At 67.0% G+C, this 13,065-nt stretch carries 6 protein-coding genes; 4 read left to right on the forward strand and 2 right to left on the reverse strand.

What is annotated here, in order from left to right; genetic code table 11:
- Window positions 1–92: 92 nt before the first annotated feature.
- Complete coding sequence (locus ACOOHB_RS21760) at window positions 93–2,084, reverse strand: polysaccharide deacetylase family protein (RefSeq protein WP_420446872.1); 1,992 nt, start codon at window positions 2,082–2,084, stop codon at window positions 93–95.
- Between the two features lie 585 nt (window positions 2,085–2,669).
- Between ACOOHB_RS21760 and ACOOHB_RS21765 the strand changes: the two genes are divergently transcribed.
- The 4 genes from ACOOHB_RS21765 to ACOOHB_RS21780 all read left to right on the forward strand — a co-directional run bounded on the left by ACOOHB_RS21765 (window position 2,670) and on the right by ACOOHB_RS21780 (window position 9,431).
- Window positions 2,670–3,188 (forward strand): hypothetical protein, encoded by a 519-nt coding sequence (locus ACOOHB_RS21765; protein WP_420446873.1) that lies wholly within the window; start codon window positions 2,670–2,672, stop codon window positions 3,186–3,188.
- A 9-nt stretch (window positions 3,189–3,197) separates the two neighbouring features.
- Window positions 3,198–4,139 (forward strand): hypothetical protein, encoded by a 942-nt coding sequence (locus tag ACOOHB_RS21770; protein ID WP_420446874.1) that lies wholly within the window; start codon window positions 3,198–3,200, stop codon window positions 4,137–4,139.
- Window positions 4,140–4,224: 85 nt separating this feature from the next.
- Window positions 4,225–6,780: a CaiB/BaiF CoA transferase family protein gene (locus tag ACOOHB_RS21775; RefSeq protein ID WP_420446875.1), complete on the forward strand. Its 2,556-nt coding sequence runs from the start codon at window positions 4,225–4,227 to the stop codon at window positions 6,778–6,780.
- 77 nt (window positions 6,781–6,857) lie between these two features.
- Entirely contained in the window at window positions 6,858–9,431 is a 2,574-nt protein-coding gene (locus ACOOHB_RS21780) for a CaiB/BaiF CoA transferase family protein (protein ID WP_420446876.1), read from the forward strand.
- Window positions 9,432–9,474: 43 nt separating this feature from the next.
- On the opposite strand, the gene ACOOHB_RS21785 is transcribed toward ACOOHB_RS21780, so the two are convergent.
- Window positions 9,475–12,933 carry a carboxyl transferase domain-containing protein gene (locus ACOOHB_RS21785; RefSeq protein ID WP_420446877.1) on the reverse strand — a complete coding sequence of 1,153 codons (3,459 nt, stop codon included), beginning with the start codon at window positions 12,931–12,933 and terminating at the stop codon, window positions 9,475–9,477.
- Window positions 12,934–13,065: the final 132 nt, after the last annotated feature.

Genomic DNA, 13,065 nt, shown 5'->3' on the forward strand with positions numbered 1-13,065 from the left:
GGACTTTGCGCAGAAATGCCGCCACAGACGGCAAATTTGCGCAATGAATCGTGACCGCGGCGTTTCGAGACGTCACCAATCGGCGCGGCCGCTCAGCGGAAGATCGTCCGGGTGTGTGCGGCCAACTCGGTTGCGGTTGCGGTGTGGATGTTGCCGAGCGTGGCTACCTGGTCAAGCGCTGCCTCAAGCGTTGGCGTCCGGAACGGTTGGCCCGCGAGCCAGGGTCGCAGCGTCAGCATCAGCAGTCGGCCGCCGGCGGGGTGCTCAGCGCCGTCACGGTGCATGCGCGCTGCAGCTCCGGCGATGATCCCGCGCCAGCTGTCCAGTGATGCCCGGCGGTGCCACAAAGCGAACTCGTCGTCGGCTTCGAGGAACAGCGGCAGTGACACCATCGGCGCCGTTCCGGGCGATCGGTCAGCCCCGGCCAAGACACCGTCGGTGGTCATGAGATATGGCTGCTCGTCGTTGGGCCAGTCGAGCACAGTGTCAATGCCGGCCTCGGCCAGCAGGGCCGGGGTGCGGAACGACTCGACGCCTTCGGCGGAGAACCAGGTAGTAGGCCGAGTCCCGGTCGCAGCCTCGATGGCGTCGAGGCATTGTGCGATGGCGGCTCGCTCGTCGGCCTCGGAGTTCTTCGAGGTGATGAGCCGGGTGGCTGCGATGCCCCGCCCAGCGATCTCGCAGCCCCGTTCGACCAGGTGGGACGTCAGCCAGCCGTAGTGCTCGGCGGTCAACGCGTCGATCGCGACAGTTGCGGCGATGCCGTGGCGTTCGAGCACGTCGAGCAGGCGGAAGATTCCGACCCTGTGGCCGTACTCGCGGATCGTGAGCTGGGGGTAGTCGGGAGCGGGCAGGCGTGCGAGCCCGCCGCTGCGACGGCGCAGCGAGTAGGCGTCTGGCGGTGACTCCCACTCGACGTGTTCGAGAACGATGACCGCGCCGACGGCAAGGGGGCTCTGGTTCGGCCACCCGAAGGAGGCACGGCTCGGCAGCGGCGACCAGTCGTAGTAGGGGTGGTCCATGCCGTGCTGGTGATTGGCGGGGCCGAACTCGAAGGGGGCTTGCAGCGCCGCTGCGGGGCGTGGGCCCGAGGCTGAGGCCGCCGCGACGCGCGGTCGCGACGGCTGCGGCTCGGGAGGATCGGGCTCGTGGGCGGCGAAGTTGTCGTAGTGATGGTCGATGAAGTGCTGCGCAATCTGGCTGGCAGTGGTCTGCCACACGTCGTCGTGGCCCATCAGGTACTCGAGCATCGCCGCAAGCCCGTCGGCCCGGTGCGGCATGCCCATCAGGTAGGGATGGAGCGCCACGCACATCACCCGTCCGCCGGCATCGTCGTCGGCTTCGCGGCGCAGCACATCGAGCTGGGCTCGCGCCATGACCACGAAGTCGTCAGTGTCGTAGTGCTGGGTGAACACCGGCACATCGTTCAGCTCCATCGAGTACGGCACCGACACGAGCCGCTGACCACTGCGGGTCGCCAGAGGCACCGGCTGATCGTCGTGGAACCAGTCGGCGTGGTAGATCAACCCCGCTTCGGCCATGAGATCCGGGGTCAGGGCCGTGTTCGACACCGCCGGGCCGAGCATGCCTCGCAGCTGCTGGCCGGCGTGGCTGCGCAGTGCCTCAATGCACTCGATGTAGAAGGCCTGCTCGGCGGTTTCGTCGATCGAGGAGATGTAGCGGGTGTTGTAGATGCCGTGGGACATGATTTCCCACCCGCGTTCCACCATGGCCGCGCCCACTTCGGGGTAGTGGTCGAACACGGCCAGGTTCGTCGAGGCAGTGGCAACCACGCCGTAGCGGTCGAGCACGTCAAGCATTCTCCAGAAGCCGACCCGATTGCCGTAGTCCCGATAGCCATACCCCTGCACGTCGGGATGCGGTGACCGCGTCCACGTGTTGCGTTGCGGGTCGCGCGGCGGCAGGTACTCGTAGTGCTCGACGTTCGGCGCGATCCACAGCGCCACACGAGCGTCGTTCGGCCAGCGAATCCGTGGCCGGTCCACGATCGGCAGGTACGTCACCCGGTGCGGAGGCAAGCTTCCGGGCAGTGGTGCGATCAGGCCAGATGCCGTGTTGTCCATGCGCCGACGCTAGAACAGCGTTCCCAGCCGGACCGCTGTTGCCCGACGGCCGCAAGTAGCTTCGAATCGTGCCTGTTGGGCGACCACCTCAGTCGGAGACGCCGCAGGTCATTCGCCAGATCCCAAGGGCCGAGCCCGTCGACCCAGTCGAGAAGGCCGAAGATCCGCCCGTCGATCCGCCTGAACCGTTCTTCTGGACCAATTCCGCCAATTCCGCCAATCCCGACGAGCCCGCCGAGCCCGAACCCGGAACGCTCCGACCCATTGGGGCCCTCATCGGCGATACGTTCCGATTCGCCCTGCGGCACTGGCGCAACGTCATCGTTGTGGCACTGCCTGCCCTAGTGGCCCTGACGCCCGTGTGGCTCGTGTATCGCTGGGCGTACGGGCCCTTCTTCGATGACAACCGCAGCACTGAACTCGGATGGCGGCTCGCATCGGCGAGCACGTTCTCCTTCGTGGTGATGGGGATCGGCAGCTACCTCTTCAGCACTGCCGTGGTTCATCTCGTCGTGCAACGAGAGCGTGACGGGACGTCCAAACCCGGCCCGGCCCTGCGCCCTGGCAGTGCGCAGACTTCCGAGGGTGATCACCGTCAATCTCGTTTACGGCGCGCTCGTGGCGATCGTCTTCGGGCCGTTGTTGGTCTGGCTGTTGCCGATGTACCTCTTCGAACGAGACCTGCTGGGGTTGTTGTCATGGGCGCAACTCGGAGCAGGGGTCGTCGCCTATGCCGCCCCGCAGACCAACGTCTATTTCACAGCGATCAAGGTCGAGGACCGGCGGCCGAAGTTCCGCCGCGCGCGGCAGCTAGTGCACGGTCAGCGCGCCGCCACGTTGGGTCGGGTGCTGTTGTGGCAATTTGTCCGGGTTGCTTTCCGGGCGGCATTGGCGATTTTCATGCTCAAGATCACAACGTTCGCCTGGTTTGGCTTCGGCGTCGTCACCGTTGTCGTGACCACCACGCTCCTGACGACTGCGTTCACGCTCCTGTACGTCGACCTGGCGGGGGTCGCCGCCGCAGACCCGGTCTCCGTTGGCGAGGCGGCTCTGGAGGAGGATTGCGAAGCCAGCGACGACCTTCCCTTGCGGCGGTCGACGTAGCATTCCGCCGTGGCTGATGACGACATGCGGCCGCGCCCGATCCCACCGCCCTCCGAGTCAGGGCGCGGTGGCCGGCGGCGTGATGCGCACCGCCCCATGGGAGCACTGTGGGCTGGCACCTTCAGGGTCGTTGGCAAGCGCTGGCGCGACCTGGCTGTAGCCGGGACGCTTGGTTCGGCTTTGTGGCTCGTCGCCTTCGTGAGCGCGTACGTGGGCGCGGACGAACTGTTCGATGGCCAATTCTGGGCGAAGCTCGACGCCCTCTTCGGCGGCGAGATCGAGACGACTGCGGAGATCGACGCATGGATGGCGTCGTTCGAATTTGCCTTCACTCCGCAGGCGGCGGGTCTGTTGCTTGTGGCGCTCATAGCCAGCTTCGTCAGCATTCTCCAAGCCGCTGTGAGCGCCCAGATTGCGCGCCAAGAACTGTCGGGCATCGATGCCGGCGGCAGCACCGCTGTGAGCATCGCGCTGAGTCGGCTGCCTGCACTGCTGCTCATCAATGTCTCGCTCGTCGTCGTTCAAGCGGTCCTGTTCCTCGTCGGGCTGGGACTCAGTGTGGTCGCAGACCCGCTTGGCGCCGTGTGGGATCTCGTCACGCTCGTCGTTTCCGTCGTCATTGCCCCCCTGCTGACAATCTTGTGGGTCATGGTCTACGTGGAGCCGGGACTGCCGTCGTTGCGTCGGTGGAACCGGCTCTTGGGGCGCGACAAGCTGGCGACATGGGGCCGTGTGATGCTGTTCGACGTCGTGCGCATGGTCTTCGCGGCAGTTGTCTTCCTCGTGGTGATAGCGAGCCCGCTCTCGTTTGCGTATTCGTTGGCGATCGTGGTCGTCCTGGTTTGGCCGGTGACCGTCGGCATCGTGACCGTCGCGCACGTGATCATGTACGGGGACCTCGTCAGCGCGCTCTCGTCAGATGGGGGCGCGACCGACGGCGACCACGGTTGATGCTTCAGGGCTGATCGTTCCGCGCCGGAGCGAGGTGTTGCACTCCCCGGCAAATGGCCCTCGGTGAGCGTGCTGAAATGTGGTCATGAGCGCGGAAACGAACATGGTGCTGCCCGGCGTGCTGGCCGACTACCGGGTCATTGACCTGACCGACGAGCGGGGCCATCTGGCCGGGGCGATCTGGGCCCAGATGGGCGCCGACGTGATCGCGATTGAGCCGCCCGAAGGCACGTCGGCCCGGCGGCTCGGTCCCTTTGCCGGCGATGTCGAAGGCCCCGAGCGCTCGCTGCACCACTGGGCCTACAACCGCGGCAAGCGCAGTGTGGTGCTGGACCTCGGCACCCCGGAGGGTGTCGAGCGCGCCAAGGCGCTCATCGCGGGTGCGGACGTCGTGTTCGAGTCGTTCGAGCCTGGCCAGGCGGAGGCCATGGGTCTGGGCCGCGACGTGCTCGCGGAGCTGAACCCCGCCCTGATCCATGTCTCGATCACGCCATTCGGCAGCGATGGGCCGAAGGCCAACTGGGCCGCGTCAGATCTGGCGTTGCAGGCCTCAGCGGTGAACATGGCCATCACCGGCGACAAGGACAGGTCTCCGTTGCGGGCCGGCGGCACGCTCCCGCAGGCGATGCACAATGCGGCCTCCGAGGGGGCCGGCGCAGCACTCATCGCGTTGTGGGATCGCCAGACCCGCTCGGGGCTCGGCCAGCACGCCGACATGTCCGCTCAGCAGTCGATGAGCCAGGCATGCATGTCGTCGACGCTCAACACGTCGCTCAACGCCTCCGTGACCCAGCGGATCGCGGGCGGCGCAAGCCTGCAGGGGATCGATATCCAGCTCATGTGGCCGTGCGCCGACGGCCATGCCTCAGTCACGTTCCTGTTCGGGCCCGGATTCAGCGCCTTCACCCGGAACCTCATGGCATGGGTGTACGAGGAAGGATTCTGCGACGAGGCCACTCGGGACAAGGACTGGGCCGAGTACGCCATGATGCTGCTCGACGGCCGCGAACCCGTCTCGGAATACGAACGAATCAAGGGCATCCTCACCGACTTCTTCGCCACCAAGACGAAGGCTGACTTGCTGGACGCCGCCATGAACCGGCGGGTGCTCATCACCCCGGTGTGGACAACGGGCGAGGTGTGCGACAGCGAGCAGCTGGCGTTTCGCCAGTACTGGGAGGACGTCGACCACAGCGACATCGTGTCCGACGCCGGAGCGGGCTCATTCGATCCAGCAGCGGTGCGCTATCCGGGTGCCTTCGCGAAATTTTCCGAGACCCCGCTCGCGAGACTGGGCCGCCCCCCGAAACTCGGCGAGCATACCGTCGAAGTTCTGGCCGAGCTTGACGCAGCGAGTGCCGCCCGAACGCCGACCGTCCCGGTCTCGGTGCGTGACGTCGCCGATGCCGCATCGATCACATCGCCGCCGCTCAAGGGTGTCAAGATTCTCGACTTCATGTGGGCGATGGCGGGCCCGGCGGCATCCAGAGTCCTGGCCGACTACGGCGCCGACATCATCCGTGTCGAGTCGGCCAACAAGCTCGATGCAGTGCGTTCGATCCAGCCGTTCCACAACGATGTCGGCGATCCGGACGGTGCTGGCCTGTTCAGCAACCTGAACGCAGGAAAGCGCGGCTTGGCGCTGGACATGTCCAAGCCTGAAGCGCTCGAGGTCATCTGGGATCTCATCGACTGGGCCGATGTGATCTTGGAGTCGTTTTCGCCCAAGGCCATGGCCGGATGGGGCATGGGCTGGTCCCAGATTCACCAGCGACGGCCCGACGTGGTGATGGCGTCGAGCTGTCTGATGGGCCAGACCGGGCCGTTGTCGAAGCTGGCCGGTTTTGGCACCATGGCCGCGGCGATCTCGGGATTCTTCTACCCGGTTGGGTGGCCCGACCGGGCGCCGGCTGGGCCGTTCGCTGCCTACACCGACTACACCTCGCCACGCTGGCTGGTGGCTGCGGTGATGGCGGCGCTGGAGCACAAACGCCAGACCGGCCAGGGACAGTACGTGGATATGTCGCAGGCCGAGGCGGCGCTGCACTTGATGGCGCCGGCGTTGCTTGAGTGCACCACCAATGGGCGCATTTGGGAGTCGGCGGGCAACCGGGACGTGGAGATCGCTCCGCAGGGGGCGTACCAGACCGCAGCGGGCGGACCCTCAGGAGACGACTACGACGACAACTGGATCGCGATCTCGTGTGTGAACGACGGCCAATGGGCGGCCTTGGCGGGGGCGATGGGCCGCAGCGACTTGGCCTCGCTGAACGCAACCGAGCGCCATGGGCGCCACGACGAGCTCGACGAGATCATCTCGGCGTGGACCCGGGGCCGCGACGGCTATGAGCTGATGGCCGAGCTGCAAGCAGCAGGAGTCGCCTCCCACATCGTGCAGAACTCGCCCGAGTTCACGATTGATCCGCAAATTGTGCACCGCCAGCACCTCGTCGAGGTGGGACACGCCAAGCAGGGCACGACGACAGTCGAGAACAGCCGCTTTGTGCTGTCTCGCACGCCGGCGTCGGTGACCTATGGCGGTCCGACACTCGGCGAGCACAGCTTCGAGGTGCTGACCGAGACGCTCGCCTACGACGGTGACCGCATCGCCGAACTGGCCGTGGCTGAGCTCTTGGAGTAGGCCACCGCGCCGAGGCTGAAGCGCTGGGGGGCGCCGCGACAGCGGACGGACGCCGCCGCAAGTGCTGAAATGTGCGGATGCCCGATGCCGACAGCACCTCTCCGTCCGCACACGCAGCCGATGAGGAAGCCGACGCCGTTTCGATGCTGAGCCCGTTTCGCGTCCTCGATCTCACCGACGAGCGAGGGCACCTCACCGGGGCGATCCTCGCTCAGATGGGTGCGGACGTCATCGCGATCGAACCGCCCGAAGGCTCAGCCGCACGCCGTTTGGGCCCCTTCGCCGGCGATGTCGAAGATTCCGAGCGGTCGCTGCATCACTGGGCGTACAACCGAGGCAAGCGCAGCGTGGTGCTTGACCTGAGCAGCGACGAAGGCGCCGACCGACTGCGGGGGTTGGCCGCTGCGGCCGACATCCTGATCGAATCAGCCGGCCCGGGTGCGATGGATCGCTGCGGCCTCGGCTACGACGCTCTCGCCGACATCAACCCCGAGCTGGTGTACGTGTCGATCACGCCGTTCGGCGGCGACGGCCCCAAGGCTGGCTGGGCGGCATCGGATCTCACGTTGCAGGCGGCGGCGGTCAACATGGCGATGACCGGCGATGTCGACCGGCCGCCGCTGCGCACCGGCGGGCTGTACCCCCAGGCGTTCCACAACGCTGCTTCAGAAGCCGCCGGGGCTGCGCTCATCGCCCTGTGGGAGCGCCAGACCCGTTCAGGTCTCGGGCAGCACGTGGACATGTCGGCTGTGCAGAGCATGAACCAGGCCTGCCAGTCCTACGCGCTCTCGACGCCGATCGGCGCGACGCCACCCGTCCGCAGCGCCGGCGGCGTCATTGTCGAGGGTCTGCAGATCCAGCTCATGTGGCCGTGCGCAGACGGGCACGCCTCGGTGACGTTCCTGTTCGGGCCAGGATTTCGAGCATTCACCCAGAGCCTCATGGACTGGGTGTACTCCGAGGGCTTCTGCGACGAGGCCACCCGGGACAAGAACTGGACCGAGTACGCCATGATGCTGCTCGACGGGCGCGAACCGGTCTCGGAATACGAGCGGCTCAAAGGCATCCTGGCCGAGTTCTTCGCCACGAAGACCAAAGCTGAGCTGCTTGACGCAGCGATGACTCGCCGGGTGCTGATCACACCGGTGTGGACTGCCGACGAAGTCGTCGACTCCCATCAGTTGGCCGCCCGCGACTACTGGGAGACGGTCACGCACGATCTCGGCGATTCGGGTGCGCTGGAGGTCACATACCCCGGCCAGTACGCCAAGTTCAGCGCTGCCCCGTTGCCACCACTCGGCCCCCCGCCCCGGCTGGGCGAGCACACCGACGAAGTTCTCGCCGAGGTTGCGCCCGAACCGAAGGTCACCCGCGTCGAGGCCACGGCCGCCGACGTGACTCGCCCGGTCCCGTCGACGGCACGGCCTCTTGAGAACGTCAAAGTGCTCGACTTCATGTGGGCGATGGCCGGACCGGCAGCGGCGCGTGTGCTTGCGGACTATGGCGCTGACATCATCCGCGTCGAGTCCGAGACCCGACTCGAAGTGGCTCGCTCGCTACAGCCGTTCCGCGACGACATCGGAGACCCCGAGTACTCAGCGCTCTACAACAACATGAACGCCGGCAAGCGCGGCATCTGCCTGGACATGTCGCAGCCAGCGGCGCTGGACGTGATCTGGGATCTCATCGACTGGGCCGACGTGATCTTGGAGTCGTTCTCACCCAAGGCGATGGCGGGCTGGGGGATGAGCTGGCCCCAGGTGCGCGAGCGCCGGCCGGACGTGATCATGGCGTCGAGCTGTCTGATGGGCCAGACCGGTCCGTTGGCGATGTTGGCGGGCTTCGGCACGATGGCGGCCGCGATCTCGGGGTTCTTCTACCCGGTCGGCTGGCCCGATCGCGCCCCGTGTGGGCCGTTCGGCGCCTACACCGACTACACCTCGCCCAGATGGCTGGTGGCTGCGGTGATGGGAGCGCTCGAACATCGGCGGCGGACCGGAGAAGGCCAGTACATCGACTTCTCCCAGGCTGAGTCGGCGCTGCACCTGATGGCCCCCGCGGTGCTCGACCGCACGGTCAACGGCCGTGTGGCCGAACGGGTCGGCAATCGCGACCGCCACATCGCCCCGCAAGGCGTGTACCAGACCGCCTCGGGCGGACTTGCTGGCGACGTCGATGACAAGAATTGGGACGACAACTGGATCGCCATCTCATGCGTCGACGACACCCGGTGGCAGTCGCTCGTGGCGCAGATGGGCCGTGGCGACCTTGCAGAACTGACGCTTGCACAACGTCACGAACGCCACGACGAGCTCGACGCAGTGATCTCGGCGTGGACTCGCCCTCAGGACGGCATGGCGCTGATGTACCGCTTGCAGGACGTCGGCGTGGCGTCGCACATCGTGCAGAACTCGCCCGAGTACACCGCCGACCCGCAAGTCATCCACCGGGGCCAGCACGTCGAGGTGGGCCACGCCAAGCAGGGCACCACCATCGTCGACGGCTCACGCTTCGTGCTGTCGCGAACCCCGGCGCAAGTCACCTACGGCGGTCCGACCCTTGGCGAGCACACCTTCGACATCCTCACCGAGGTGCTGGGCTACGACAGCGACCGAATCGCCGATCTCGCTGTCGCCGAACTGCTTGCCTGATCGGCTACGTGTTCGCCGGCCCGAGTCGGCACGCGACGAGGAGTTACCAGGTGTCGACCATCGGGCGCTTCTTGCCGGTGCGTGGCGCCGGCTTCGGCGCTGAGAGCAGGGCCATGCGGACCCAATCGCGGCTCTCGGCGGGATCGATGACGTCGTCGACTTCGAAGAATGTGGCGGTGTTGACCGCCTTGCCGTGCTCGTACAGCCGGGCCACTCGCTTCTCGTAGTCGGCCTTGCGCTCTTCGGGATCCTCGATGGCCTCGAGCTCCCTGCGATAACCGAGCTTGACGAAGCCCTCGAGACCCATGCCGCCGAATTCGCCGGTCGGCCACGCCACAGTGAATGTCGGCGCCTTGAAACTGCCGCCTGCCATGGCCTGCGCGCCCAGGCCGTAGCCCTTGCGAAGCACGATGGTCATGAACGGCACATCCACGTTGGCCGCGGTCACGAACATGCGCGCTGCGTGGCGGACGGTTGCGTCGTACTCGGCTTGAGGGCCGACCATGATCCCGGGCGTGTCGCACAGGAACAGCAGCGGGATGTCGTGCGCGTCGCACAGCTGGATGAACCGAGAGGCTTTGTCGCCTGTGTCAGCGTCCACAGCGCCGCCGAGGTGGTGGTTGTTGTTGGCGACCACGCCCACGGGCCGTCCCTCGATGCGCGCCAGCGCCGTGACGCAGCCTGGGCCCCAGCCACGTCGGATCTCCATCACCGAGCCGATGTCGCAGAGCTTGGTGATGACCTCGCGCACGTCGTAGGCGCGCAGCCGATTCTCAGGAATGACATGTCGCAGCTCGCGCTGGTCGTGGCATTCCCACGCGTCGATCGGGCCCTGGAAGTACGACAGGTACTGCTTGGCCGCCGCCATGGCCTCTTCCTCGTCCCGCACGAGCACATCGATGACGCCGTTGGACCACTGCACGTCGACCGGACCGACTTCCTCGGGGCGGAAAACGCCCAAGCCGCCGCCCTCGATCATGGCGGGGCCGCCGACGCCGATGTTCGAGCCCTCGGTGGCGATGATGACGTCGCAGCAGCCCAGCAGCACAGCGTTTCCCGCGAAGCAGCGGCCATTGGTGATGCCCACCAGCGGAACGAGGCCGCTGAGCTGGGCGAAGTAGTTGAAAGCCCAGCAGTCGAGGCCTGAGCCGCCGATGCCGTCGGTGTCGCCGGGCCGTCCGCCGCCGCCCTCTGCCAGCAGCACGACCGGCAGCCGATTCTGCGCCGCGAGCTCGAACATGCGGTCCTTCTTGCGGTGGTTCTGCCCACCCTGGGTGCCGGCGAGCACCATGTAGTCATACGACATCACCATCGTCTGGGAGTTCTCCACGCCGAAAAGGTCGCCGTTGACGCTGGCGATGCCCGCGACCATGCCGTCGCCCTGGGTGTTGGCGATCAGGTCCTCCATGGAGCGGCGCTTGCGCTGCGCGGCAACCATCAGCGGGCTGTACTCCACGAAGGTGCCGGGATCGACGAGGTCGGCGACGTTCTCACGCGCAGTGCGGTGGCCGCGGCCGTGACGTTTCGCGACCGCCTCGGGCCTGCTCTCGTCGAAGCCCATGGCCCGTCGGCCCATGACTTCGGCCAGGTCAGGCCGGATGAAGTCCAAGTCGACCGCTGCGGCCGCCTCGGTGAGCGCGACGTCCACATCGGCTTCCTCGACGAACAGCAGCGAGTGCCCCTCATAGACGATGTCGCCCGCGGCAACTCCCAGCATCCGTACGACTCCGGTGACCGTGGAGGTGACGACGTGCTCCATCTTCATCGCCTCCATCACCGCGACCTGTTGGCCCGCGGCAACCGCCTCGCCCTCGGCCACAGAGATCGAGACGATGGTGCCTTGCAGCGGAGCGGGCACGCCGACGCTGCCGTCGGGACCGGTGATCGTCGCCACCGGCGCACCGTGCAACGACGCAGTAGCACCGGCCATCGCCTGTGCGCGCACTGCGTCGGATGCGGCGCGGTCACCGGCGGCGCCGTCAATGTCGCCGTAATTCAGCACGGCCAAGGGATCGTCGTCGACACGCGCCCCTGCAAGTCCGCCCGCGCCAGCGACAGCACTCGACGCTGCGGGCGCCCAAAGCGACGCGACGTCAGCGGCGGCGGCGCACAGCTCGGCCGCGTGGTCGGTGACGAATCGGGTGGTGATGTCGTTGGCGCTGACCTCTGGCCGGTCCATGAGCGCGGCCAGGAAACTCAAGTTGGTCGCGACGCCGTCGATGCGGAACTCACTGAGCGCTCGCCGGGTGCGCCGGACCGCGTCGGCGTAGTCACTGCTGCGGCTGTGGCCGATCACTTTGGCGAGCAATGAGTCGAAACTCGGATTCGTGCCGTAGCCCACAAAGCCGTAGGTGTCGGTGCGGATGCCCGGTCCGGTGGGCGGCTCGAACGCCGTCAGCGTGCCGCCACTGGGCCGGGCCGTGCCGTCGTCAATCATCGTTTCGGTGTTGACGCGGCACTGGATGGCGTGTCCGAGCGGGGCCCCGATGTCGGTCTGTGCCAGGCCCACGTCGGCCAGCGTCGCTCCGCCGGCGATCCGGAGCTGAGCTGCCACGAGGTCGACACCCGTCACCTCCTCGGTGACGGTGTGCTCTACCTGGATCCGAGCATTCACCTCGATGAACGCGACCGTGTCGGGATTGTCCGCGTCGACCAGAAACTCCCAAGTGCCCAGGCTGCGATATCCCGTTCCGGAGGCCATCGCCACCGCTGCATCGCAGACGCGCTGGCGCACGGACGGCGGCAGGCTGGGGGAGGGCGCGATCTCGACGATCTTCTGGTTCTGGCGCTGCAGCGTGCACTCACGCTCGCCGAGGTGCGATACCACCGCGCCGTCTCCGATGATCTGCACTTCGATGTGACGGGCACGCTCGATGAGCCGTTCGACGTACACGTCGCCGAGGCCGAACGCCGCAGTCGCCTCGCTGATGCAGCGCTCGTAGGCGGCTTCGAGCTCATCGGGCCCCAGGACCGGCCGCATACCGCGGCCTCCACCGCCCGCAATGGCCTTGATCATCATCGGACCGTGCTCGGCGAAGAATGCAGCGGCTTCGTCGAGCGAGGTCGCACCGTTCGTGGCCGGCACGAGGGGCACTCGGTGCTGCTCGGCAAGCCGCCGGGCAGCCACCTTGTCGCCGAACAGGGCGAGTTGGCCCGCCGTCGGGCCGACGAACACCACGCCCGCCGCTTCGCAGGCCTCGGCGAGCGCTGGATTCTCCGCCAGGAAGCCGTAGCCGGGATGGATTGCGTCGCAGCCTGCCGCCACCGCCGCGCCGACAACTTGGTCGACGTCGAGGTACGGGGCTACGCCGCGGCCTTCGAGCGTGACGGCCTCGTCTGCGACGCGGGTATGCAGCGAAGCAGCATCATCTGCGCCCGAGACCGCAACGGTGCCGATGCCCAGCTCGGCGGCGCCGCGCGCCACCCGCACGGCGATTTCCCCCCGGTTTGCAATCAACAGCTTCTTCAGGCCCATCGGTGCTGTCTCCGTGTTCGCAGTCATCATTGCCAGCCGTGGTGGCCGTCCACCGCGTGGCCGCGGCAATCCGAGCGCACAAATGTCGCTGCGCGTGTTTACCGCAGACTGCCTCGGTCGCGTCGATTGAGCGTCACGCGGACGCGTGGCCTATGCGAA

The organism is Candidatus Poriferisodalis sp., from assembly GCF_965215815.1.
GTDB lineage: Bacteria > Actinomycetota > Acidimicrobiia > Acidimicrobiales > Poriferisodalaceae > Poriferisodalis.

Coding starts and splice junctions, on each gene's coding strand:
- ACOOHB_RS21760 (WP_420446872.1), bottom strand. CDS start 2,084: ATGGACAACACGGCATCTGGCCTGATCGCACCACTGCCCGGAAGCTTG.
- ACOOHB_RS21775 (WP_420446875.1), top strand. CDS start 4,225: ATGAGCGCGGAAACGAACATGGTGCTGCCCGGCGTGCTGGCCGACTAC.
- ACOOHB_RS21780 (WP_420446876.1), top strand. CDS start 6,858: ATGCCCGATGCCGACAGCACCTCTCCGTCCGCACACGCAGCCGATGAG.
- ACOOHB_RS21785 (WP_420446877.1), bottom strand. CDS start 12,933: ATGACTGCGAACACGGAGACAGCACCGATGGGCCTGAAGAAGCTGTTG.